The following is a 23,171-nucleotide window of genomic DNA, read 5'->3' as shown; positions in this document are numbered from 1 at the left end:
TGAGCGGAACAGACTCAACCTTGACTACGTTGTACATCGGGACAAGCATTTTCTCTATCGGAAAAGGGAGGTGTCGTGGACTCGTTCAACCCGACGACCAAGACTCAGGCGGCGCTGACCTCAGCGTTGCAGGCGGCCAGTTCCGCAGGCAATCCGGAGATCCGGCCCGCCCACCTGTTGATGGCACTGCTCACTCAGAACGAGGGCATTGCCGTACCCCTGCTCGAGGCCGTCGGCGTGGACCCCGCGACGATCCGGACCGAGGCGCAGCGGTTGCTCGACCAGCTGCCCAGCGCCAGCGGCGCCAGCAGCCAACCCCAGCTGAGCCGGGAATCGCTCGCCGCGATCACCACGGCCCAGCATCTCGCCACCGAGATAGACGACGAGTACGTCTCGACCGAGCACCTGATGGTCGGCCTGGCCACCGGGGACTCCGAGGTGGCCAAACTGCTCACCGGGCATGGCGCATCCCCGCAGGCGTTGCGGGAGGCGTTCACCAAGGTGCGCGGCAGCGCCCGCGTCACCAGCCCCGACCCCGAGGGCAGCTACCAGGCGTTGGAGAAGTACTCCACCGACCTGACCGCGCGCGCCCGGGAAGGCAAGCTCGACCCGGTCATCGGGCGCGACAACGAGATTCGTCGCGTCGTGCAGGTGCTCTCGAGGCGTACCAAGAACAACCCGGTGCTCATCGGTGAGCCCGGCGTCGGCAAGACCGCGATCGTCGAGGGCCTGGCCCAGCGTATCGTCGCCGGCGACGTGCCAGAAAGTCTGCGGGACAAAACCGTCATCAGTCTCGACCTCGGTTCCATGGTGGCCGGTGCCAAGTACCGCGGTGAATTCGAGGAGCGTCTCAAGGCCGTCCTCGACGACATCAAGAACTCGGCCGGGCAGGTCATCACGTTCATCGACGAGCTGCACACCATCGTGGGCGCCGGTGCCACAGGCGAATCCGCGATGGACGCGGGCAACATGATCAAGCCCATGCTGGCCCGCGGTGAACTTCGCCTGGTCGGTGCGACCACGCTCGACGAGTACCGCAAGTACATCGAGAAGGACGCCGCTCTGGAACGCCGTTTCCAGCAGGTGCTGGTCGGCGAGCCGTCGGTCGAGGACACCGTCGGCATCCTGCGCGGTCTCAAGGATCGGTACGAGGTGCACCACGGTGTGCGCATCACCGACTCGGCTCTCGTTGCCGCCGCGACCCTTTCGGATCGCTACATCACCGCGCGGTTCCTGCCTGACAAGGCGATCGACCTGGTCGACGAGGCCGCGTCGCGGTTGCGCATGGAGATCGATTCGCGGCCCGTCGAGATCGACGAGGTCGAACGGCTGGTCCGTCGCCTCGAGATCGAGGAGATGGCGCTGGAGAAGGAAGAGGACGACGCATCCAAGGAGCGGCTGGACAAGCTGCGCGGCGAGTTGGCCGACTACAAGGAGAAGCTGGCGGAGCTGACGACTCGTTGGCAGAACGAGAAGAGCGCCATCGACATCGTTCGCGAGCTGAAAGAGCAGCTGGACACGCTGCGCGGTGAGGCCGACCGAGCTGAGCGCGACGGTGACCTGGCCAAGGCCGCCGAGCTGCGCTACGGGCGTATCCCCGAGGTCGAGAAGAAGCTCGACGCCGCACTGCCGGTGGCCGAGGCCCGCGAGAACGTCATGCTCAAGGAAGAAGTCGGTCCCGACGACATCGCCGAGGTGGTCGAGGCGTGGACCGGTATCCCGGCGGGCAGGATGCTCGAAGGCGAGACCGCCAAGCTGCTGCGCATGGAGGAGGAGCTGGGCAAGCGCGTCATCGGCCAGCGGGCCGCAGTCACAGCGGTTTCCGATGCGGTGCGCCGCAGTCGGGCCGGGGTGGCCGATCCCAATCGGCCGACGGGCTCGTTCATGTTCCTGGGCCCGACCGGTGTCGGTAAGACCGAGCTGGCGAAAGCGTTGGCGGAGTTCCTGTTCGACGACGAGCGTGCCATGGTCCGCATCGACATGAGCGAGTACGGCGAGAAGCACTCGGTGGCCAGGCTGGTCGGTGCACCTCCGGGATACATCGGCTACGACCAGGGTGGTCAGCTCACCGAGGCGGTGCGTCGGCGTCCGTACACCGTGGTGCTGTTCGACGAGATCGAAAAGGCCCACCCGGACGTATTCGACGTGCTGCTGCAGGTGCTCGACGAGGGTCGGTTGACCGACGGCCAGGGCCGCACGGTCGACTTCCGCAATACGATCCTGATCCTGACCTCGAACCTGGGTGCCGGCGGCACCGAGGAGCAGGTGATGGCGGCGGTGAGGTCGGCCTTCAAGCCCGAGTTCATCAACCGGCTGGACGACGTCATCATCTTCCACGGGCTCGAGCCCGGCGAGCTGGTGTCGATCGTGGACATCCAGTTGCAGCAGCTGCAGAAGCGGCTGGCCCAGCGTCGGCTCACCCTCGAGGTGTCGCTACCGGCCAAGCAGTGGCTGGCCCAGCGTGGCTTCGATCCGCTCTACGGTGCCCGCCCGCTGCGGCGGCTGGTGCAGCAGGCGATCGGTGACCAGCTGGCCAAGCTGTTGCTGGCCGGTGAGGTGCACGACGGCGACGTGGTGCCGGTGAACGTCAGCGCGGACGGTGAAGGCCTGGTCCTGGGCTGACGTTGCGCGAAGATGATTGGGTGATCACCAAGGTTGTCGGTACGCCCAAACTGCTCCTCGGCTCCTACGACCTGGCCATGCTGGGTTACGGGGCCGAGGAGTTTTTCGTCTCGGGGACGGCTCAGTCGTATGCGCCGGCGGGTTCGGCGGAGTACACGACGCGCATCGTCGTTGTCATGCCGACCGACTCCTCCACATTCAACGGCACCGTCCTCGTGGAATGGCTCAACGTCAGCGGCGGTATCGACGCTCCTGCAGTGTGGTTCATGGCACACCGCGAGATCGTCCGAAGCGGTTACGGGTATGTGGCGGTGTCGGCCCAACACGTCGGCGTGGAGGGCGGGGACAGCCTCGTCGGCGCCGACATGTCTCTGAAGGCGCAAGACCCCCAACGCTATTCGATGCTGCACCACCCGGGTGACGCGTTCGCCTACGACATCTTCACCCACGTCGGTCGTGTGGTACGTGATGGCGCTATCAATGGTCTCGAACCGGAAACCGTGCTGGCGGTCGGGGAGTCGCAATCAGCGATGTTCCTGACCACTTATGTCAACGACGTCGATCCCACCGTCTCGGTTTTCGATGGCTTTCTCGTCCATTCGCGGTTCGGGCCGGCCGCTCCACTTGAAGGGACCCGCGCGATACGGGCGTCGGATCCCGTGCCATTCCGCGACGATCCGCGGGTCCCCGTCCTCGTAATGCTCACCGAAACCGACGTGGTCGACGGCCATCTGCCCGGCTATCACAAAGCGCGACGGTCGGCTGGCGAGCGTTTCCGGGCCTGGGAGCTACCCGGCAGTGCGCACGCCGACAACTACACGATCCGTGTCGGGTTCATCGACAGCGGAGCCGTCCCGGTAGAACAAATCGCGGCGGCGTACGCGCCGACCGATCAGCTGATGGGGACGCAGCTGTCGTACTTCATCAATTTCGCCCCGCAACACCACTACGTGCTGCAAGCCGCAGTCGATGCCCTCAACGCCTGGGTGCGCACGGGTGCGCCGGCACCAGCGGCCGCGCCGATCGAACTATCTGACAGCGGCCAGCTGATCCTCGACGCCAACGGCCTTGCCAGGGGCGGAGTTCGGACGCCGTGGGTCGATGTGCCGATAGCGCGGACCTCGGGACTCGCGAACGATGAGAGCCCGATGTCGTTTCTTTTCGGATCGGGCGAACCCTTCGATGCGGACACGCTGCAGGCGCTGTACCCCGGCGGCTCGGCCGAATATCTGGCCCGTTTCACCGAGTCGTTGGACCGGACCGTCGAAGCGGGATTTCTTCTGCAAGAGGACCGTGCCGAAATCCTGGAGCTCGCCGCGGCATTATTTCCAGGGCTGAATTTGTCCGCCGAGCAGACGTAAAACTGCCCTTTTCCAAGTGGAATTGGGCAGTTTTGTGTCTGCTCGCCAGGGAAACGCTACAGGCTGAACCTCCCGGCGATCCCGCGCAGCGGCACGTCGGCACTCGTCAGGAGCCCGGGCGGCGCCTTGACAACGGATGCGATGGCGTTGAGTGCGGGGAGCCCGGTCACGGTCATGCCGATGGAGGCGAACGAGTCCGGATCGGAAAGGTCCACACCGGGTTTCGGGAAGATCATATGCTTGTTGTAGATGCACGGATCGCCCTTGATCTGGGTGATGTAGCAGCCCTTGATGTCCCAGCTGGGGTCGGTGTGCGGGGTCATCTGCCATTCCAGGTGGGTCTCGACGCGCGGCACGCCGTCGACCGTCCCGACGTACTTGATGTAGTTGCCGCCCAGCGATCCTTTGGGCAGGGTGTACCAGCCCAGGTCGACGTCCTTGGTGCAGGCGCCCAGTTCGTATTCGAACTTGACCTCGTCGAGTTCGAGGCCGAAGCAGTCGGCCATCATCAGCACACTGTCGGCGAAAACCCGGGTGTACTTCTCCAGCTTGCCCGGGATGGACGGGTCGTCTACGGGAAGTCCGTAGCCGACCTCGATCCAGGTGTCCTTGCTGTGATGGCATGACACGTCGACGGATTCGATGGTGGTGACGTTCTCGATCTCGGCGACATCGGCTGAACACACCACTCCGAGGATCTGGTTGACGCCGGGATTCATGCCGGTGCCGTAGAACGTAGAACCACCACGTGCGGCCGCTTCCGCCAGGACCTGGCTGACCGGTCTCCCCGACGGATGAGGGTGGTTGGTGTCGCGGTGCCAGCCGGTGATCCAGTCGGCGGTGGTGACGATGTTGATCCCGGCCTCAAGGACTTTCACGTAGAGATCCTCATCCGGAAAGACACCGTGGAACGTCAACACGTCAGGACGCGCCGCGATGATCTCGTCGATCGAACCCGTCGCCGTCACCCCGATCGGCCCGATCCCGGCGATCTCCCCGGCATCCCGGTCAACCTTTTCCGGTGTGTAGCAATGCAATCCGACCAGTTCCAGGTCGGGGCGCTTACCGATGCGTTTGATCATCTCGGTGCCGACGTTGCCGGTCGCCACCTGGAACACGCGGATCTTCTCTGTCATAGGGTGTCTACCTTTCGTACACGCGCCAGGTCTGCGGCACTGCCTCCGAGACCATCTGGATAGAACTGCATGGCCCACTTGCGGATTGCGGTGAAGCCCTCGTATTCGGAGCCGGCCAGTGCCGGGGGATCGGAGTAGCGCTGGTGTGACCAGATGTGGATGTCTTGCGTGAACTGGCGGATCACCTCGTCGCCGAACTCGGTGGCTCGCTGGGCGGCCCGGGGGGTGTCCTTGCCGGGCGTCCGGCCGATGTAGACCATGAACCGGACGTCGGAGGTCGACTCGTCGACGGGGGTGACCGCCGAGATGGTGCGGTTGTCGATCATTCCCCAGCTCTTGGTCACCGCGATGCCCAGACCGCCGTTGATCGCCTCGACACCGCTCTGCACATCGTCGATGGATTGTTGATCGCTGCCCTCGAAGGTGATGGTGAAGTCGACGTAGGAGACGGGTGCGGCGAAGTCGTGGCGGGTGAACACCGGCACGATGGGGGTCTGGTGCACGAACTTGAAGTGCGCGAAGTCGACGCCGTTCTCCAGCACGTACTGCGGATGCAGCTCGAGTCCTCCGCGGAACAGCCGCTGCTGGGGGTAGTAATCGGTGGCGCTGCTTCCGTCGGCGAACGACGCGAACACGTCCGGCGCCTCGAAGAACGGCTCGCGCCCTTCGGCGTCGTGCCAGATGTAGATGGCCTCGTTGCGTTCGGCGACGGGGTAGGTGCGCATGCGGCGGCCGCGGTTGGGCCGGTCCTCGTACGGGATGCAGACGTTGCGTCCCTCGGCGTTCCACTGCCAGCCGTGGAACGGGCACTGGATGACCTCGCCGACCACGTGGCCGCCGAATCCGAGATGCGCGCCCAGGTGCTCGCAGTAGGCGTTCATCACCGTCACCTGCCCGGATTCCGAGCGCCAGGCGACCATCTCCTCACCGAAGTACTTCATGGCGTGCACGGCCCCGACGCCGACCTGGTCCGACCAGGCGACTTGGAACCATCCCGTCGGTTTCATCGACAGCGGTGGTTTTGCCATGACGCGAATCGTAGGAGGTTCTGTGAAAGTTGTGAAGAGGTTTAGTAGAGGGTTCTGTGAAACGTGGCCCGACCGGCTAACCTCATGAAGATGACCGAGGTGAGCGGGCGCCGCACCAACCGGCGCGGCGAAGCCACCCGGGAGAGCATGCTGGAGGCCGCGCGCAAGGCGCTGGCCACCGGAGACCCGGGAGCGGTCTCGGCCAACCGGATCGCCAAAGACATCGGCGCAACCTGGGGCGCGGTGAAATACCAGTTCGGCGACATCGACGGCTTCTGGGCCGCGGTCCTGCAGCGCACCGCCGAACGTCGCGCGGGCATGCTGAGCCATCGCGACCGCGGTGCGCCGCTGCGTCAGCGCGTCGCCGGGATCATCGACCTGCTCTACGACGGATTGACCGCGAGCGATTCGCGGGCCATCGAGAACCTGCGTGCGGCGCTGCCGCGGGACCGGGCCGAACTCGAGCGGCTCTACCCGAAGACCGCGGCCGAGCTGTCCTCGTGGGGGCAGGGCTGGCTGCAAACCTGCCAGCAGGCTTTCGCCGACCTCGACGTGGATCCCGAGCGGGTCCGTGAGGTTGCCTCATTCATCCCGGGTGCGATGCGCGGCATCACCTCCGAGCGCCAACTCGGCACATATACGGACCTCGACGTGGCGCGGCGAGGACTCACGAACGCGATCGTCGCGTACCTCCGAGAGTCCGGTTCCCGGCCGTCTGATCACCAGTAATCGGGTTGTGACCTCCCAAGGTGGAGGCAATCGGGCCGTCAACAAGTAGGCTAGGCCCGATGGTCCCGCTCTGGTTCACGCTGTCCGCACTCTGTTTCGTGGGTGCGGCGGTGCTGCTGTATGTCGACATCGACCGTCGACGTGGGTTGGGACGGCGCCGCAAGTCGTGGGCGAAGTCGCATGGCTTCGATTACGAGCACGAGTCGCACGAGATCCTCAAGCGCTGGAAGCGCGGGGTGATGTCGACCGTCGGTGACGTCACGGCCAAGAATGTCGTGCTCGGCCAGATCCGTGGCGAGGCGGTGTTCATCTTTGACATCGAAGAGGTCGCGACCGTGATCGCGCTGCACCGCAAGGTCGGCACGAACGTCGTCGTCGATCTGCGGCTCAAGGGCATCAAGGAGCCTCGCGAGAGCGATATCTGGCTCCTCGGCGCGATCGGTCCGCGGATGGTGTACTCCACCAACCTCGACGCCGCTCGCCGCGCCTGCGACCGCCGGATGGTCACGTTCGCGCACACCGCTCCGGATTGCGCCGAGATCATGTGGAACGAGCAGAACTGGACGCTCGTCAGCATGCCGGTCACGAGCACCCGCGCCCAATGGGACGAGGGGCTGCGCACAGTGCGCCAGTTCAACGACCTGCTGCGGGTGCTGCCTCCGGCTCCGCAGAACGGTGTGGCACCGCAGTCGGGTCAGGGCAGCCAGGCTGCGCTGGCACGTCGCGCGGGCTCGCCCAGTCGCCCGTTGGCGCCGACTCCCGCTGGGCGTCGGGAGCTGCCGCCGGGCCGCGCTGATGCGGCACCCGGACGCAGCGACGTGAGCCGCTACACCCAGCCGCGCCAGGAGCCCGGCCGCCCCGATGTGGTCCGTCGGACCCCGCCGCCGGCGCGCAACGGGCGGCACGCACCGCACTACCAGCGCTAGCCGGCGCACCAGAACCGTTCAGTACCCTGTCGGCATGCCTCGTCCCGTCGCGCTGATCACCGGACCGACCTCGGGACTGGGCGCCGGGTTCGCCCGCCGGTATGCGCGCGACGGTTATGACCTGGTCCTCGTGGCACGAGACGGCGCGCGGTTGGAGCGGCTCGCCGCGGAACTGCACGACGAGGCCGGCACGAACGTCGAGGTCCTTCCCGCGGATCTGGCGTGCGCTCCCGATCGGGCCAAGGTCGCCGACCGGTTGCGAGCCGGGGTCCAGGTGTTGGTGAACAACGCCGGCTTCGGCACATCGGGTGAATTCTGGACTGCCGATCTCGCCCAGCTGCAGGCCCAACTGGATGTCAACGTCACTGCGGTGATGGAGCTGACCCACGCCGCGCTGCCGTCGATGGTCGATGCGGGCAGCGGGACCGTCATCAACGTGGCAAGTGTCGCCGGGCTGGTGCCCGGGCGCGGATCGACGTATTCGGCATCCAAGGCCTGGGTCGTATCGTTCAGCGAGGGGTTGTCGAATGGCCTGGGCGGCACCGGGGTCGGCGTGCATGCGCTGTGCCCGGGTTTCGTCCACACCGAGTTCCATGCCCGCGCGGGCATCGACATGGCGGGCACGCCGTCGTTCCTGTGGCTCCAGGTCGAGGACGTGGTGCGTGAATGCCTGGCCGACGCGGCCGCGGGCAAAGTGGTCATCGTGCCCGGCCTGCAGTACAAGGTGCTCACCACCGGGAGCCGGATGGTTCCGCGAAACCTGGTGCGCGCCATAACAAAAGCAGTGGGAAAAGGTCGTGGGAGAACTTAGAACAGAACTTTCGTGGCAGTGCGGGCGCTGATCGCGGGGGTGATGGCGATACTTCTCGCCGTCACCGCGGGCTGCAGCTCCGATCAGCCGGGACGTACCTATGAGGCGTCGACCGCTGCCCTCGGTGATTCGCTCGACATCCTCGGCTGGCATCTGAAGGTGTCGGATCTGCGGTTCGACTCCGAACACGTACTGGTCGACGTCGAGGGCTCCGCTTCGGGTGACGCCCACGCCAAGCCGGAGGACATCCGGTTCGGCCTGTACGGCGCACTGGCGCATCCGATCGAGGTCGACGGGCTGCACGGTTGCGATGACGTGTCCAACCTGGGGATCCGGGCACTGACGGCACCGGCGCCTGACAAGCTCAGCGGCACAGTCTGTCTCGGGCCGCTGAAGGACCAGAGCCAGGTGCGCGGGGTGTATGCGTACTCACCGCGCGAGCGCATTGCCGGGACCACCGTCGCCTATCCGGCGGCCTTCCCGGTCGGCGTGCTGCCCACCAACGTCAACGACACCGGGGTCACCGTCAAGTCGACCAGCGTGGACGCGTTCAGTGCCGACGGCGGCCAACTGGCCCCAGCCGCACTCGGTGACCCCAGCGCCTTCAACGGCAAGGGATACATGCTCATCGGCCTCGAAATCGATGGTGCGGCAAAGCGTTACGCAGATGATGCGGCGGCACGGGGTGGCCCGCTGATGGTGGTGGCCGGCCCCACCATGCCGCCACCGGGGCTCAGTCATGCCTGCTCGGTTTACGGCTCGTCGGTGCTGATCATGCCGGAGGCCTCACGCGAGGCCGTCAACGTGCGGGCCTCGCTGTGCACGCAGGGAGAGATGAACGCTGCGCTGCTGTACGCATCGGTTTCGGTGATCGGCACGCACGCCGCGCTGTGGACCACTCGTGACTGACGCCGTCGGCCCGACCGAGTGGGGCGAGTCCCCGGGAGTAGGTCCCTGGGAGGGGCCGTTGCCCACCGGGGATGACGCCGCGCACTACGACCCCCAGCTGCTGAGCGACGGTGACACGCGCAATGTCGTTGATGCCTACCGGTATTGGAGCCGGGAAGCGATCATCGCCGACATCGACCACCGGCGGCATCCGCTGCACATCGCGATCGAGAACTTCGGTAACGACGCCAACATCGGTGCGGTGGTGCGCACGGCCAACGCCTTCGCCGTGGACACCGTGCACATCGTCGGGCGGCGGCGGTGGAACAGGCGAGGCGCCATGGTGACCGACCGCTATCAGCGGCTGCACCACCATGACACCACCGCCGACTTGCTGTCCTTCGCCGCCGATGCCGGGTTGACCGTGGTCGCTGTCGACAACGTGCCCGGCGCGGCGCGGCTGGAACAGACCGAACTACCTCGCGACTGCCTGCTGATCTTCGGCCAGGAGGGCCCGGGCATCACTCCGGAGGCGCAGGCCGGAGCGGCAATCACGGTGTCCATCGCGCAGTTCGGTTCGACCCGCAGCATCAATGCCGGAGTTGCCGCCGGAATCGTCATGCACGCCTGGATCACCCGACATGCCGACATTTCGCGCGCTTGGTAAGGCAGGATCGTCAGTATGGATCAGCTATGGGCCAACCGTGCGGCCAGCGCCGAAGCTGCGATCACCCAACGTCACCTGACCAAGCTGTGGGGTCTGCCGGGCACCCAGCTCGGTGTGGTGGCCTGGCCGGCGACCAAGAAGTACCGCAGATTCGGAACCTGGCATTACTGGTGGCAGGCGCACCTCCTGGACACTCTGGTCGACGCGCAGGTGCGCGATCCGCAGCCCGAGCGGAAGACGCGCATCGAACGGCAGATCCGCACACATCACCTGCGCAACAACCTGTCCTGGACCAACAACTATTACGACGACATGGCCTGGTTGGCATTGGCCCTCGAACGGGCCGGCCGGCTGGTCGGCGTCGAGAAATCCCACGCGCTCAAGAAGCTGTGCGCGCAGTTCGTCGATGCCTGGGTGCCCGAGGACGGCGGTGGCATCCCGTGGCGTAAGCAGGACCAGTTCTTCAACGCCCCGGCCAACGGTCCGGCCGGCATCTTCCTGGCGCGCTACGACGATCGCCTGCGCCGGGCCCAGCAGATGGCCGACTGGATCGACGAAACCCTGATCGATCCGGAAACCCACCTGGTGTTCGACGGCATCAAGGCCGGCTCGATGGTGCGTGCTCAGTACACCTACTGCCAGGGCGTGGTGCTCGGGCTGGAGGTCGAACTCGCGGTGCGTACCGAGGATGCCCGGCACTCCGAACGGGTACGTCGGCTGGTGGCCGCGGTGGACAAGGAAATGGCCACCGACGGTGTCATCAAGGGCGCGGGCGGCGGTGACGGCGGGCTGTTCAACGGCGTCACGGCGCGATACCTGGCGCTGGTGGCCAGCACCCTGCCCGGCGATACGGCAGAGGACGATGCTGCCCGTGAGACGGCCCGGTCACTCGTGCTCAAGTCCGCGCAGGCTGCCTGGGACAATCGCCAGACCGTCGACGGGTTGCCGTTGTTCGGAGCGTTCTGGGACCGCGCCTCCGAAGTGCCCGGGACCGAAGGCCAGCAAGCACAGTTCGTCGACGGCGCGGTGAACGCGTCGGCGATCCCGGAACGTGATCTCTCAGTTCAGGTTTCGGGTTGGATGCTGATGGAAGCAGCGCACACTCTGTCCGAATAGCCGCGCTCTCGGCCCCGCAACTGAGCGGCTGCCCAACAGCGACTAGGTTGGGCATCGTGAGAGATGTGCTCGCCGAGCTGCTGGCCGTGTGGCGCGCCGGGGGCACCGCGGGTCTGGCGACGGTGGTGCGCACGTTCCGTTCCGCCCCACGACCGGCCGGGGCCTCGATGGTGGTGGCACCGGACGGCGCGGTCACCGGCTCGGTGTCCGGCGGATGCGTCGAGGGCGCGGTGTACGAACTCGCCGGGCAGGTGGTCGCCGACGGCACGCCGGTACTGCAGCGTTACGGCGTCAGCGACGACGACGCTTTCGCCGTGGGGCTGACCTGCGGCGGCGTGCTCGACGTGTATGTCGAGCCCGTGTCCGAGCGGACGTTCCCGGAACTGGAAGTGCTGGTCGGCGACATCGAAGCCCATCGACCTGCCGCGACCGCCACGGTGATCGCACATCCCGATCCTGTGTGGGTGGGCCGGCGACTGGTCATCCGCGCTGACGAGGTGACCGGCACCCTCGGCTCGGCCCGCGCCGATGGCGCGGTCACCGACGACGCCCGCGGGCTTCTCGACACCGGCCGCAGCGCGGTACTGACGTTCGGGCCGGACGGCGAACGGCGCGGTGAGGGCATGGACGTGTTTGTCGCGAGCTTCGCGCCCCGGCCTCGGATGCTGGTGTTCGGCGCGATCGATTTCGCGGCCGCGGTGGCGCGGCAGGGTTCGCTGCTCGGTTACCGCGTCACGGTGTGCGACGCGCGTCCCGTCTTCGCGACCGCTGCCCGCTTCCCGACCGCCGACGAGGTCGTCGTCGACTGGCCCGACCGCTACCTGTCCGCACAGGCTGCCGCCGGCGCGATCGACGGCCGGACCGTCGTCTGCCTGCTCACCCACGATCCGAAGTTCGACGTTCCACTGCTCGAGGTGGCCTTGCGCTTACCCGCGCTCGGCTACGTCGGCGCCATGGGGTCGCGGCGCACCCACGAAGACCGGCTGGCCAGGCTCCGGGAGATCGGGCTGACGGAGGCAGAACTCGCGAGGTTGTCCAGCCCGATCGGGCTGGACCTGGGAGCCAGGACACCCGAGGAGACCGCGGTGTCGATCGCGGCGGAGATCATCGCCCAACGCTGGGGCGGCACCGGCAAGCCGCTCACCGAGACCGGCGGCCGCATTCATCACGAACACAGTCATCACGAATACGACGAACCGAGTGAATTGAGGAGTGGTCAGTGACACGAGCCAGGATCGATTTCCCCAGCCGAGTCGGTGTGTGGTGGGCCAGCGACACCTGGTCGATGCCGGACGCGCAGCAGGTGGCGCGGGAGATCGAGAGCCTCGGATTCGGCTCGTTGTTCCTGCCGGAGGTGGTGGGCAAGGAGGCGCTCACCCAGTCGGCGGCGTTCCTGGCCGCCACCGAACGCCTCGTCGTGGGCACCGGCATCGCCAACATCCACGTCCGGGTGCCGTCGGCCGCCGAATCCGGAGCGCGGACCTTGACCGCGCTCTATCCGGGACGGTTCGTACTCGGGCTGGGCGTCAGCCACGGGCCGTTGGTGGAACACGGCCTGGGCGGCACGTACGCCAAGCCGCTGGCCACGATGCGCACCTACCTGGACCGCATGGCCGCGGTGCCCGAACAGATCGAACCCGGGGTCGGACGTCCGCCGCGGCTGGTGGCCGCGCTCGGCCCGAAGATGATCGAACTGTCGGGCACCCACGCCGACGGCGCCCACCCCTACCTGGTCACACCGGAGCACACCGCGGCGACGCGCGAGATCCTGGGCCCCGACCGTTGGGTGGTGTCCGAACAGGCCGTCGCCATCGGCGGAGACGACGCCGACCAACTGGCCCGGGCGCACAAGCACCTCGACGTCTACAGCGGTCTGCCGAACTACCGGAACTCGTGGCTGCGGCAGGGTTTCGACGACACCGACCTCGTTCGCGGCGGATCGGACCGACTGGCCCGCAGACTCGTCGGCATGGGCTCGGTCGAGCAGGCTGCCGCGGCGATCACCGCGCACCTGGATGCCGGCGCCGATCACGTCGTCGTGCAGGCACTGGGGGAGCACCCGACAGCCGATCCGCGTCCGGCATTACGCGAGCTCGCGGCCGCGCTGAATCTTGGGTAGCCGGCGCGGCTAGACCTGATCAGCGGCCTTTTTGGCGGCGCGGCGGCGCTTGAACCACTCGATGAACATCGGTGCCACCGACGCCACGACGATCAGGATGAAGATCGGCTCCAGCAGCTTCTGGATGATCTCGAACTGGCCCAGCCAGTAGCCGAGCAGGACGAGGCCGACGCCCCACACGACCGCGCCCAGCACGTTGAACGTCGTGAACACCGAATAGCGCATCTTCGCGGCGCCGGCGACGAGCGGGGCCAGCGTCCGCACGATCGGCACGAAGCGGGCGATGACGATCGCGAACGGGCCCCGTTGCTCGAAGAATCCGTGGGCCTCGTCGAGGTACTTCTGCTTGAGGATCCGGGCGTCGGGCTTGAACATCTCGACACCGATGAACCGGCCGATGACGTAACCGACCTGGCCGCCGAGAATCGCCGCCAACGGGATGAACACCAGCAGCTGCCAGAGTTCGAAGTTCGCGTCCACCGACGTTCCCTGGGCGGCGGTGCCCGCGGCGAGCATGCCCGCGACGAACAGCAACGAGTCGCCGGGGAGGACCGGGAACAGCACCCCGGACTCGACGAAGACGACGACGAGGATGCCCACCAGGGCCCAGGTGCCGAAGGATCCGATGAGGTGCAGCGGATCCATGAAATCCGGCATGAGCGCCAGATTGGTCGTAGCCTCAGGGAGGGCGATGTCGATCACGACTCCCTAGGGTACCTGGGCCCCACCACCGGTCTTCACCTGCGATAACCCGCGTCCAGATGGAAGGACAAGCTATGCCGATCGCCACGCCCGAGGTCTATGCCGAGATGCTGAGCCGGGCCAAGGAGCATTCCTTCGCCTTCCCGGCCATCAACTGCGTCGGCTCCGAGAGCCTCAACGCCGCCATCAAGGGTTTCGCCGACGCGGGCAGCGACGGCATCATCCAATTCTCGACCGGCGGGGCCGAATTCGCTTCGGGGCTCGGGGTCAAGGACATGGTGACCGGCGCTGTCGCGCTGGCCGAGTTCGCCCACGTGGTCGCAGAGAAATACCCGATCACGGTGGCCCTGCACACCGACCACTGTCCGAAGGACAAGCTGGACACCTATGTGCGGCCGCTGCTGGCGATTTCCGCCGAGCGGGTGGCCGCGGGCCGCAATCCGCTGTTCCAGTCGCACATGTGGGACGGCTCGGCAGTGCCGATCGACGAGAACCTGACCATCGCCCAGGAGCTGCTGAAGATCGCGGCTGCGGCCAAGATCGTTCTCGAGGTCGAGATCGGCGTGGTCGGCGGCGAAGAGGACGGTGTCGAGGCCGAGATCAACGAGAAGCTCTACACCTCGTCGGACGACTTCGAGAAGACCATCGACGCGCTGGGCGCCGGTGAACATGGCGCGTACCTGCTGGCCGCGACGTTCGGAAACGTGCACGGCGTCTACAAGCCCGGCAACGTGGTGCTCAAGCCCGAGGTGCTCGCCGAGGGGCAGCGGGTGGCCGCCGCCAAGCTCGGATTGCCCGGTGACGCAAAGCCTTTCGATTTCGTCTTCCACGGCGGATCGGGTTCGCTGAAGTCCGAGATCGAAGATTCTCTCAAGTACGGCGTAGTGAAGATGAACGTCGACACCGACACGCAGTACGCCTTCACCCGACCGCTGGCCGCGCACATGTTCACCAACTACGACGGTGTGCTCAAGATCGACGGCGAGGTCGGCAACAAGAAGGTGTACGACCCGCGGAGCTACCTCAAGAAGGCCGAGGCGTCGATGACCGAGCGCGTCATCGAGGCATGCAACGACCTGCACAGCGCCGGGCGCAGCGTCACCGGAGGTTAAGGCGCCAGCCTGCCGAATCCCAGGATCCCCGCGGTCTCGGCGTCATCGAGGGTATGCACCCGGATGCCGCCCTCCTCGTTGCCGCCGACCGTGGTGATCGCGTTGTCATCCACGACCGCAACGAAATTCGCATGCAACCCGAGCGGGCTGCCGTCGGCGTACATCACGACGTCACCGGTGTGCGGCTGGTACCCGTCGGGTGCGGCGAACCGGCCGGCACCCTGGTAGTACTCCTGCAGCGTGTACACACCCGGGATCCGCCAGCCTCCCGAATTGGGGTTGGCCAGAGGCCGGCCGGCCTCGTTGAGCACCCAGCTGACGAAATCGGCGCACCACGGCTCCTCGACGCCTTCGGAGAAATGGCTGCCGCCGGGCTGGGCGTCGTATTGCGCCTGCAGCACGTCGACGACGCGCGCCTGAGCCGGATCGAGTGCGGCACGGTCGATCTGAGGGAAGGCAACACGTTTGCCGGGCAGCGCGTCGAGGGCAGAGCCCGGATGCCGGATCAAAACCGCGGCCACACCGACGATGACGATCGCGCCGAGCGCGCACAGTGCCAACCAGAGCTTGGGTCCGCGCAAGGTCACCCGATCAGGTTAACCGGTGGGTGCCTGGCAGACCTTCCACTGATTGTCGCGGAACTGGAGGTCGAAGCTGCGGGTGGACCGGGTTTGCGGGGCAAACGCCATGAAGCTGGTGACGTTGGCCTCGGCGTGGTCGCCGTTGACGACGACCTGGTCGATGCTGGCAACCACTGGGTACTGCTTGGCGGCCTCCACTCGGGCGTGAGTTTCGTCCCACGCCTTCTGGTCGTACTTGACGTAGTTGTCGCGGGTGGTGCCGCAGGTGATCGACCGCAGGGCGGCCAGGTCGCCACGTTGGATGGCGGAGTCGAAGTTCTGGATCGTCGTGCGAACGTCGTCTTCCCGGGACACCGTCGCCGATGACTTACGGGTCAGCAGGACGGTGCCGAGCACGGCGATGGCCACCAGCGCCGCGATCACCAACACGACCGCGATCACCCAGCCCCAGCTCCGGCGGGTAGCGGGCTGCGGCGGTTGGGCCGACTCTTCGCGTGCTGGGATGACTTGTGGAGCAGCACCTTTCGGTACCTCGGCGGCGACGGTATCGCCCTCGGCCGGTGGCGCGAAGACCTCGGTCTCCGGGTCAGGGGGCGTGTCGATCTTCTGGGTGGACCCGTCGAATCCGGACGGCGCGGTGAACCGTCGTTCGTCGTTGAGGTGCACTTCCCCGGTGACTTCGTCGGCCGAACCGAAGATCTCGGTGGCAGGCTCGGTCGTCTCGGACATATTCGGCAACTCGACCTTCTCGGTCGGTGTGTCGCTTTGGTCGGCGCGGTTCTCGTCAGGTCCCGTTGGGTTCGACATCCCTGCTGCGGTCCTCCCGTACGTCGGTACCGGTGGAGCTTATCGGTCGGTGCACAATAGGCCCATGACACGGATGGGTGATTTGTTGGGGCCGGAGCCGGTCCTCCTTCCCGGGGACCCCGAGGCCGAGGACGAACTGGCTGCGGGTGAAAAGGCGGCCGTGGTGGCCGCCGCCCACCCGTCGGCATCGATCGCCTGGGCCGTACTGGCCGAGCAGGCGCTCGCGGACGACAAGGCCGTCACCGCATATGCCTACGCCCGCACCGGTTATCACCGCGGGCTGGATCAATTGCGGCGCAACGGCTGGAAGGGCTTCGGCCCGGTGCCGTTCGCCCATGAGCCGAACCAGGGGTTCCTGCGGTGTGTGGCCTCGCTGGCCCGAGCCGCCGGCGACATCGGCGAAACCGATGAATTCCAGCGCTGCCTGGATCTGCTCGACGACTGCGATCCGTCCGCGCGCCGCGAGCTCGGCCTGGGCTGAGTCTCAGTCCTTCGCCTCGCACGAGCAGTCCTCCGCGGCGTCGGGCGGTTCCACCTGCACGGTGGCGTGGGCCAGGCCGCGGGCATTCAGGACCGCCCGCGCGTCGTCGAGCACCCGGGCTGTGTCGGCGCTGCTCGTCAAGTGTGCGGTGACCATGTCCTTGCCGGGGACCAGCGTCCACACGTGCAGGTCATGCACGCCGGTCACACCGTCCACCGCGCCGAGCGCGCTGCGCAGTTCCTCGACGTCGATGTGGCTGGGGGAGGACTCGCTCAGAATCCGCAACGCTGCCCGGGCGAGGGCGAAGGCCCGGGGCAGCACCCACAGCGCGACCAGGACCGCGACCACCACATCGGCGTAGGGCCAGGCGGTGGTGACGGTGACGATGCCGGCGACCAGGACGCCGATGCTTCCGACGGTGTCGGCCACAACCTCCATGTAGGCGCCCTTGACGGCCAGGCTGTCCTTGGACTGCGAGCGCAGCAGCATCACGACGACGGCGTTGGCGGCCAGGCCGGCCAATGCCACCACGATCATCGGCACGCCGGGCACGTCGGGAGCATTGCCGAGGCGTTCGATGGCCTCGTACAGGATGAAACCGGCGACTCCGAGCAGTAGCGCGGCGTTGGCCACTGCGGTGAAGACCTCGGCCCGGTGCCAACCGTAGGTGCGGGCCGGGGAGGTACTGCCGCGTCGCGCCAGCAAAACGGCGGTCAACCCCATGAACATGGCTACCAGGTCGGTCAGCATGTGGCCGGCATCGGCCAGCAGGGCGATCGAGTTGATCATCAGCGCGGTGACCAGCTCGAGAACGAAGAACCCGCTGAGGATCGCCGCCGCTATGACCATCCTGCTGACGCGCGTATCGCTGCTGTGGCTGTGATCGTGGCCGGCACCCATGTCCCGAAATATATGCGGAAGTTCGCATATGTCGCAAGTGTCGTGGGCGCCGGCGTCACGCGTCAGAGCCAGGCGGACCAGAACCGGGTGAGTTGGCTGCCGATCGATACCAGCTGGCCAGGCACACCGGAGAGGTCGACGAACCAGAACACCACCGAGAAGAACCAGCGATTGAGTGTCGGCGTGAACAGCAGGATCAGCAGGATGAACAGGCCCCACTGCTTGGCCGGCGCGAGCGCTCGTTGCGTATCGGGGCTCAGGTGCGGTTCGAGGGCGCCGTACCCGTCGAGTCCCGGCACCGGCAGCAGGTTCAGCACAACGGCGGTGACCTGCAGGAACCCAAGGAATGCCAGCCCGGACCAGAACACGCTGTGGGCCGGATCGAAGAAAATCCGGGTGATGCCGAGCAGCAGGACAGCCAACACCAGATTGGCGGCCGGGCCGGCCAAGCTGACCAGGGTCTTCTGCCTGGCGGTCATCCAGGAGGTGCGGACATAGACCGCGCCACCGGGCAGGCCGATCCCGCCCAGGGCGATGACCAGGATGGGCAAACCCAGCGACAGCAGCGGATGGGAGTACTTGAACGGGTTCAGTGTCAGATAACCCTGGCCCGCCACTTCGCTTTTCATGGTGGCGTCGCCGAACCGCCATGCGGTGAAGGCGTGGCCGAACTCATGCAGGCACAGCGACACCAGCCAGCCCGCGATCACCAGGATGAACACGCCGACATAGGACAGCGGCTTGACGTTGTCGGCCGCGAGCCAGGCCACCACGCCGCCCGCGGCGGTGAGCGCGACGACGGCCAGGAATACCGGGCTCGGCCGTACCGACTGATGCAGCGGGCGAATGTTCACGATTCGACGCTACCTGCAGTGTTGGCAGATCAGCCGACTCTCAGCCAACCTTCGGTGTGCCGGTAGAACGTCGAGCGCCGGACCGTCCGGGGCGCGGGCACTCCGTCGCGGATCACCTGCGCACCCGGGGTGCCGAGCTGCGCGGCACGTCCGGCGACCCAGCGGCGCGGCCGGCCGCGGTCCGACAAGATGCCGGCGCGTAGTCCCGGCATGGTCAGCGTGGGCTCGACCCGGACGCCTGGCGCCTCGCCGTCGAACAGGACGACGTCGTCGACGATGGCCTCACCCTGCAATGGCGCACCGTCGACTCCGCGCCATTGCGCCGCGCTCACCAACACCGTTCCGGTCTCGTCGCGGATCAGCGGGACACGCCGGGCCGGGGCGCGCAGCGCTCGCCGGGCCGACCAGCTGCCGGTGGCCACGGCGACCTCGATGTCGAGTCGGTCGGCGCGCAGCAACCCGGTGAGCACGGCGGCCAACTCCGCTTCGCCGCCGCTCACAACCAGTCTGCGGTGTGCGCCGAGGTCATCGACGTCGACTCGGGGTAGGCCGCGAAGTGGGCGCGGAACACGCGCGGTGCCCACCACCGCAACCCCGTCTGAGGTGGTCAAAACTGTTCCTTGCGGTCAGACAAATGTGTTCCTGGCGTGAGCTGGGATATTGTGACCTACCGGCTGCATCACACTAGTGCGGAAGATTAGGCGGGAGATTACGCCATGCCGGCAATCGTCCTCATCGGCGCCCAATGGGGTGACGAGGGCAAAGGTAAAGCCACCGATCTACTCGGTGGTCGCGTGCAGTGGGTGGTTCGCTACCAGGGAGGCAACAACGCCGGTCATACCGTCGTGCTTCCCACGGGGGAGAACTTCGCACTGCACCTGATTCCCTCGGGCATCCTGACGCCAGGGGTCACCAACGTCATCGGTAACGGCGTGGTGGTCGATCCCGGTGTGCTGCTCACCGAGCTCCAGGGCCTGGAAGAGCGCGGCGTCGACACCTCGGGCCTACTGATCTCCGCCGATGCGCATCTGCTGATGCCCTATCACGTCGCCATCGACAAGGTGGTCGAGCGATATGCGGGCAGCAAGAAGATCGGCACCACCGGCCGCGGCATCGGTCCCTGCTACCAGGACAAGATCGCCCGCATCGGCATCCGGGTCGCCGACGTGCTCGACGAGCAATTGCTGGCCGAAAAGATCGAGGGCGCACTGGAATTCAAAAACCAGGTGCTGGTCAAGATCTACAACCGCAAGGCGCTCGAACCGGCCGAGGTGGTGGAAAACCTGCTCACCCAGGCCGAAGGCTTCAAGCACCGCATCGCCGATTCCCGGTTGCTGCTGAACCAGGCGCTGGAGAAGGGCGAGACCGTCCTGCTCGAGGGGTCGCAGGGCACCCTGCTCGACGTCGACCACGGCACCTACCCGTTCGTCACCTCGTCGAACCCGACGGCCGGCGGCGCCGCCGTCGGCTCCGGAATCGGACCGACGCGCATCACCACGGTGCTGGGAATCCTCAAGGCGTACACCACCCGCGTCGGCTCCGGCCCGTTCCCGACCGAACTGTTCGACGAGCACGGCGCGTACCTGGCCAAGACCGGCGGCGAAGTCGGCGTGACCACGGGCCGCGCCCGGCGCTGTGGCTGGTTCGACGCGGTGATCGCGCGGTACGCGACGCGGGTCAACGGCATCACCGACTACTTCCTGACCAAACTCGACGTGCTGTCCAGCTTGGAGACCGTACCGGTGTGCGTCGGCTACAAGGTCGACGGCAAGCGCACCAACGAGATGCCGATGACGCAGTCCGACATCCACCGTGCGGAGCCGATCTACGAAGAGCTGCCCGGTTGGTGGGAGGACATCTCCACTGCCCGCGAGTTCAGTGATCTTCCGGCGAAGGCGCAGGACTACGTGTTGCGGCTGGAAGAGCTTGCCGGCGCCCATGTTTCGTGCATCGGCGTGGGCCCGGGTCGTGAGCAGACGATCGTGCGCCGCGACATCCTGGCCGCTCCATGAGTGATGGGGCGGGTGACGGCTCGGTTTTCGATCAGCACGGCGGATTCCCAGTTTTCGAGCCGGCCGATCCGGGGCCGGGTTTCGAGCGGTTTCTGACGGCCATGCGCCGGGCTCAGGACCTGGCCGTCTCGGCCGACCCCGACAGCGACACCTGGGATGACGCGGCCGACCGCGTCGAGGAACTCGTCAAGCTTCTCGACCCGTACCAAGCCGCCGAGGGGGTGGGGCCGGCCAACCGGATGCCCTCGTTGCCGGGCGCGGGCAGCCTGCTGATGCCGCCGTGGACCATGTCGAAGTTCGAGCCCGATGGCGTCGAATTGCACGTGCAGTTCAGCCGGTTTCACGTCGGCGGCAACTATGCGGTGCACGGCGGTGTGCTGCCGCTGTTGTTCGATTCGGTGTTCGGCATGGTGATCCATGCTGCGGGCCGCCCGATCAGCCGGACCGCTTTCTTGCATGTGGACTATCGCAAGGTGACTCCCATCGACACCAAGCTCACAGCGCGCGGCTGGGTGCGGGAAACCGAGGGACGCAAGGCATTTGTGAACGCCGAACTCCGTGACCCCGACGAGAATCTGCTCGCCGAGGCCAACGGTCTGATGATCAGACTCTTGCCGGGACAGCCTTAGAGTCAGATCGCAGTGCGCCCGCCGTCGGCGGGCAGCACCGCGCCGTGGATGAAACTGGCGCTCTCTCCAACCAAAAACCCGATGGTTCTTGCGATTTCAGAGGGATCTGCGACGCGTCGCGCCGGGGCCTGGGCGGCGAGCGCGGCAAGGCGGTCGGTGCCGTACTGCGCGGTGGTGCCTTCGGTCAGCGTCGGTCCCGGAGCGACGGCGTTGATCCGGACTCCTTTGGGGCCGTATTCGGCCGCCCACGATTTGGTCAGCAGGTTCAGCGCGGCCTTGGAAGATGCGTACACCGCCGCGCCCGCTGTGCCGAACATCGACACCATGGTGCTGACGTTGACGATCGCGCCGTCTCCTCGCGCAGCCATGGCCGGAGCGATGGCCCCGACGAGGAAGAACGGAACCTTCACGTTGAGGGCGTAGCAGGCGTCGAAGTCCTGTTCGGCGATCGCCGCGGTAGGTCCGAAGACCGCGATGGCGGCATTGTTCACCAGAATGTCGATCTGGCCCGCGATATCGATTGCCCTTCCCGCCAATTCGTGTGCGCTGGCCGCATCGGTCAACGTGGCGCCCAGAAAATCGGCGGTGCCGCCGGCGTTGCGGATCGCGGTCACCACCTGAGCTCCGCGGTCCGCGTCTCGACCGCTCGCCAGGACATGAGCGCCTCGTTCAGCGAGATGGAGCGCGGTGGCATGACCGATGCCGCTCGTCGCTCCCGTGACCAATGCGGTTTTCCCACCGAGTGACATCCGGCCATCGTATGGGCCGCGAATATCGGACTCGATTGCGCATCGAATCGCGATCTTCCCGCACGTCGCGGCGACGAGTGTCACCATGACGCCGTGGTCCAACAACATTTGCACCGCTTGTCGACGCCCCGGGCAGCCGCATTGGCGGGCGTCCTGTTCGCTGTGCTGTTCGGGGCGGCGCTCGTACTGATCCGCACTTCGTTGCCCGAGGGTGCCGAGCCGGGTTCGCAATGGGTCGATGGCGCGACAACCCACCTGCGGGTCGCGTCGGTCTTGATGCCTTTCGCGGGCATCGCGTTCCTGTGGTTCATCGGCGTGGTGCGTGACGGCTTCGGTCGCTACGAGGACCGGTTCTTCTCTTCGGTGTTCCTGGGCAGCGGGATCCTGTTCCTGGCGATGATGTTCGTTTCCTCGGCGGTGGGTGCCGGGCTGATCGCCAGCCGGGCGGGCATTGCCGATGCCGCCGCCTACAGTCACGTCGCCACGTTCGGGCAAATGGTGTTGATGGCGTTGAGCAAGACCTACGGCGTGCGGATGGCGGCGGTGTTCATGATGTCGTTGGCGACGATCTGGTTGAAGACGGGCCTGATGCCGCGCCCGCTTGTGTACGCGACTTACCTTGTCGCCGTGGCGCTTCTGGTCGCCGGCAATGTCAGCATGTGGATCGTGCTGGCGTTCCCGCTCTGGGTGTTCGCGGTCAGTCTGCTGATCTTGATCAGGGCCGGGGTGATCGACCTGCCGGGCGAACGCGAGGAAACTGCGTAGCTCTTGGTGGCATCTGCCTGAACGTGTCGCCCTATCTCTGTTATCGGCGTCTCTGTCATTGGCGGTGATCACTGATCGAACAAGGTCACAAGTGTCACCAGACGTCACGGGATGTCATGGGAGATGACGCCGAAAATCGTGTCGGTTGTGATGTCTCAGGACATCGGTGACGGACG

24 protein-coding genes are annotated in these 23,171 nt (G+C 66.4%); 15 read left to right on the top strand and 9 right to left on the bottom strand.

Annotated elements, in window-relative coordinates:
* The first annotated feature begins 75 nt into the window (after positions 1-75).
* Positions 76-2,622: an ATP-dependent chaperone ClpB gene (clpB, locus tag H977_RS0100355; protein ID WP_029105996.1), complete on the top strand. Its 2,547-nt coding sequence runs from the start codon at positions 76-78 to the stop codon at positions 2,620-2,622.
* A 20-nt stretch (positions 2,623-2,642) separates the two neighbouring features.
* Entirely contained in the window at positions 2,643-3,983 is a 1,341-nt protein-coding gene (locus H977_RS0100350) for an alpha/beta hydrolase domain-containing protein (RefSeq protein ID WP_029105995.1), read from the top strand.
* A gap of 56 nt (positions 3,984-4,039) precedes the next feature.
* Here the strand turns inward: H977_RS0100350 and H977_RS0100345 are convergent, their stop codons facing one another.
* Positions 4,040-5,119 carry an NAD(P)H-dependent amine dehydrogenase family protein gene (locus tag H977_RS0100345; protein WP_029105994.1) on the bottom strand — a complete coding sequence of 360 codons (1,080 nt, stop codon included), beginning with the start codon at positions 5,117-5,119 and terminating at the stop codon, positions 4,040-4,042.
* Entirely contained in the window at positions 5,116-6,147 is a 1,032-nt protein-coding gene (locus tag H977_RS0100340; protein WP_029105993.1) for an aromatic ring-hydroxylating dioxygenase subunit alpha, read from the bottom strand. The genes H977_RS0100345 and H977_RS0100340 overlap by 4 nt, the downstream gene beginning before the upstream one ends.
* A 90-nt stretch (positions 6,148-6,237) precedes the next feature.
* Between H977_RS0100340 and H977_RS0100335 the strand changes: the two genes are divergently transcribed.
* Genes H977_RS0100335 through H977_RS0100300 form a run of 8 tightly spaced genes read left to right on the top strand, consistent with a single transcriptional unit; the run spans position 6,238 to position 13,403 of the window.
* On the top strand, positions 6,238-6,876 hold the full coding sequence (locus tag H977_RS0100335; protein ID WP_029105992.1) for a TetR/AcrR family transcriptional regulator: 639 nt from the start codon (positions 6,238-6,240) through the stop codon (positions 6,874-6,876).
* 59 nt (positions 6,877-6,935) lie between these two features.
* Positions 6,936-7,802, top strand: a complete 867-nt coding sequence (gene ttfA, locus H977_RS0100330) for a trehalose monomycolate transport factor TtfA (protein WP_029105991.1) — start codon at positions 6,936-6,938, stop codon at positions 7,800-7,802.
* Positions 7,803-7,836: 34 nt separating this feature from the next.
* A complete protein-coding gene (locus tag H977_RS0100325) occupies positions 7,837-8,613 on the top strand; it encodes an SDR family NAD(P)-dependent oxidoreductase (RefSeq protein WP_029105990.1) in 777 nt (258 codons plus the stop codon).
* 18 nt (positions 8,614-8,631) lie between these two features.
* Positions 8,632-9,522, top strand: coding sequence for a hypothetical protein (locus tag H977_RS0100320; protein WP_029105989.1), 891 nt, complete (start codon positions 8,632-8,634; stop codon positions 9,520-9,522).
* Positions 9,515-10,168, top strand: a complete 654-nt coding sequence (locus H977_RS0100315; protein WP_029105988.1) for a TrmH family RNA methyltransferase — start codon at positions 9,515-9,517, stop codon at positions 10,166-10,168. The genes H977_RS0100320 and H977_RS0100315 overlap by 8 nt, the downstream gene beginning before the upstream one ends.
* Positions 10,169-10,183: 15 nt before the next feature.
* Positions 10,184-11,284 (top strand): glycoside hydrolase family 76 protein, encoded by a 1,101-nt coding sequence (locus H977_RS0100310; RefSeq protein WP_029105987.1) that lies wholly within the window; start codon positions 10,184-10,186, stop codon positions 11,282-11,284.
* Between the two features lie 56 nt (positions 11,285-11,340).
* Positions 11,341-12,507: an XdhC family protein gene (locus H977_RS0100305; protein ID WP_029105986.1), complete on the top strand. Its 1,167-nt coding sequence runs from the start codon at positions 11,341-11,343 to the stop codon at positions 12,505-12,507.
* On the top strand, positions 12,504-13,403 hold the full coding sequence (locus H977_RS0100300) for an LLM class F420-dependent oxidoreductase (protein ID WP_155946446.1): 900 nt from the start codon (positions 12,504-12,506) through the stop codon (positions 13,401-13,403). The genes H977_RS0100305 and H977_RS0100300 overlap by 4 nt, the downstream gene beginning before the upstream one ends.
* 9 nt (positions 13,404-13,412) lie before the next feature.
* Here H977_RS0100300 and H977_RS0100295 read toward each other — a convergent pair whose 3' ends face one another.
* Positions 13,413-14,105, bottom strand: coding sequence for a VTT domain-containing protein (locus H977_RS0100295; protein ID WP_029105984.1), 693 nt, complete (start codon positions 14,103-14,105; stop codon positions 13,413-13,415).
* Positions 14,106-14,179: 74 nt separating this feature from the next.
* On the opposite strand from H977_RS0100295, the gene fbaA reads away from it, so the two are divergent.
* A complete protein-coding gene (fbaA, locus tag H977_RS0100290; RefSeq protein ID WP_029105983.1) occupies positions 14,180-15,217 on the top strand; it encodes a class II fructose-bisphosphate aldolase in 1,038 nt (345 codons plus the stop codon).
* Here fbaA and H977_RS0100285 read toward each other — a convergent pair.
* Together H977_RS0100285 and H977_RS0100280 are read right to left on the bottom strand one after the other, a co-directional pair.
* Entirely contained in the window at positions 15,214-15,804 is a 591-nt protein-coding gene (locus H977_RS0100285) for a CHAP domain-containing protein (protein ID WP_029105982.1), read from the bottom strand. The genes fbaA and H977_RS0100285 overlap by 4 nt on opposite strands.
* Positions 15,805-15,813: 9 nt before the next feature.
* Positions 15,814-16,605, bottom strand: coding sequence for an Rv0361 family membrane protein (locus H977_RS0100280; RefSeq protein WP_029105981.1), 792 nt, complete (start codon positions 16,603-16,605; stop codon positions 15,814-15,816).
* Positions 16,606-16,669: 64 nt separating this feature from the next.
* Between H977_RS0100280 and H977_RS0100275 the strand changes: the two genes are divergently transcribed.
* Positions 16,670-17,086, top strand: a complete 417-nt coding sequence (locus H977_RS0100275) for a DUF3151 domain-containing protein (protein WP_029105980.1) — start codon at positions 16,670-16,672, stop codon at positions 17,084-17,086.
* A gap of 3 nt (positions 17,087-17,089) precedes the next feature.
* Here the strand turns inward: H977_RS0100275 and H977_RS0100270 are convergent, their stop codons facing one another.
* The 3 genes from H977_RS0100270 to H977_RS0100260 all read right to left on the bottom strand — a co-directional run bounded on the left by H977_RS0100270 (position 17,090) and on the right by H977_RS0100260 (position 19,451).
* Positions 17,090-17,986: a cation diffusion facilitator family transporter gene (locus H977_RS0100270; protein ID WP_029105979.1), complete on the bottom strand. Its 897-nt coding sequence runs from the start codon at positions 17,984-17,986 to the stop codon at positions 17,090-17,092.
* 62 nt (positions 17,987-18,048) lie between these two features.
* Entirely contained in the window at positions 18,049-18,840 is a 792-nt protein-coding gene (locus H977_RS0100265) for a site-2 protease family protein (RefSeq protein ID WP_029105978.1), read from the bottom strand.
* Between the two features lie 29 nt (positions 18,841-18,869).
* On the bottom strand, positions 18,870-19,451 hold the full coding sequence (locus H977_RS0100260; RefSeq protein ID WP_029105977.1) for a hypothetical protein: 582 nt from the start codon (positions 19,449-19,451) through the stop codon (positions 18,870-18,872).
* Positions 19,452-19,556: 105 nt separating this feature from the next.
* On the opposite strand from H977_RS0100260, the gene H977_RS0100255 reads away from it, so the two are divergent.
* Positions 19,557-20,852, top strand: coding sequence for an adenylosuccinate synthase (locus tag H977_RS0100255; protein WP_029105976.1), 1,296 nt, complete (start codon positions 19,557-19,559; stop codon positions 20,850-20,852).
* Positions 20,849-21,481: a PaaI family thioesterase gene (locus H977_RS0100250; RefSeq protein ID WP_029105975.1), complete on the top strand. Its 633-nt coding sequence runs from the start codon at positions 20,849-20,851 to the stop codon at positions 21,479-21,481. The genes H977_RS0100255 and H977_RS0100250 overlap by 4 nt, the downstream gene beginning before the upstream one ends.
* A 2-nt stretch (positions 21,482-21,483) precedes the next feature.
* Here the strand turns inward: H977_RS0100250 and H977_RS0100245 are convergent, their stop codons facing one another.
* Positions 21,484-22,230 (bottom strand): SDR family NAD(P)-dependent oxidoreductase, encoded by a 747-nt coding sequence (locus H977_RS0100245; protein ID WP_029105974.1) that lies wholly within the window; start codon positions 22,228-22,230, stop codon positions 21,484-21,486.
* Positions 22,231-22,323: 93 nt separating this feature from the next.
* Here H977_RS0100245 and H977_RS0100240 point away from each other — a divergent pair, with 93 nt between their 5' ends.
* Positions 22,324-22,995 carry a hypothetical protein gene (locus H977_RS0100240; RefSeq protein WP_502691120.1) on the top strand — a complete coding sequence of 224 codons (672 nt, stop codon included), beginning with the start codon at positions 22,324-22,326 and terminating at the stop codon, positions 22,993-22,995.
* Positions 22,996-23,171 lie beyond the last annotated feature (176 nt).

Source organism: Mycobacterium sp. URHD0025 (assembly GCF_000426065.1).
Classification (GTDB): domain Bacteria; phylum Actinomycetota; class Actinomycetes; order Mycobacteriales; family Mycobacteriaceae; genus Mycobacterium.
Note: the sequence above shows the minus strand (reverse complement) of the source record. Positions and strands in the feature narration are given on the sequence as shown.

Excerpts from the sequence above, each read along its gene's own strand:
- H977_RS0100310 (WP_029105987.1), top strand. The coding sequence starts at position 10,184 with ATGGATCAGCTATGGGCCAACCGTGCGGCCAGCGCCGAAGCTGCGATC.
- H977_RS0100245 (WP_029105974.1), bottom strand. The coding sequence starts at position 22,230 with ATGTCACTCGGTGGGAAAACCGCATTGGTCACGGGAGCGACGAGCGGC.
- H977_RS0100345 (WP_029105994.1), bottom strand. The coding sequence starts at position 5,119 with ATGACAGAGAAGATCCGCGTGTTCCAGGTGGCGACCGGCAACGTCGGC.
- ttfA (WP_029105991.1), top strand. The coding sequence starts at position 6,936 with ATGGTCCCGCTCTGGTTCACGCTGTCCGCACTCTGTTTCGTGGGTGCG.
- H977_RS0100255 (WP_029105976.1), top strand. The coding sequence starts at position 19,557 with ATGCCGGCAATCGTCCTCATCGGCGCCCAATGGGGTGACGAGGGCAAA.
- H977_RS0100280 (WP_029105981.1), bottom strand. The coding sequence starts at position 16,605 with ATGTCGAACCCAACGGGACCTGACGAGAACCGCGCCGACCAAAGCGAC.
- H977_RS0100270 (WP_029105979.1), bottom strand. The coding sequence starts at position 17,986 with ATGGGTGCCGGCCACGATCACAGCCACAGCAGCGATACGCGCGTCAGC.
- H977_RS0100340 (WP_029105993.1), bottom strand. The coding sequence starts at position 6,147 with ATGGCAAAACCACCGCTGTCGATGAAACCGACGGGATGGTTCCAAGTC.
- H977_RS0100325 (WP_029105990.1), top strand. The coding sequence starts at position 7,837 with ATGCCTCGTCCCGTCGCGCTGATCACCGGACCGACCTCGGGACTGGGC.
- H977_RS0100275 (WP_029105980.1), top strand. The coding sequence starts at position 16,670 with ATGACACGGATGGGTGATTTGTTGGGGCCGGAGCCGGTCCTCCTTCCC.
- fbaA (WP_029105983.1), top strand. The coding sequence starts at position 14,180 with ATGCCGATCGCCACGCCCGAGGTCTATGCCGAGATGCTGAGCCGGGCC.
- H977_RS0100335 (WP_029105992.1), top strand. The coding sequence starts at position 6,238 with ATGACCGAGGTGAGCGGGCGCCGCACCAACCGGCGCGGCGAAGCCACC.
- H977_RS0100250 (WP_029105975.1), top strand. The coding sequence starts at position 20,849 with ATGAGTGATGGGGCGGGTGACGGCTCGGTTTTCGATCAGCACGGCGGA.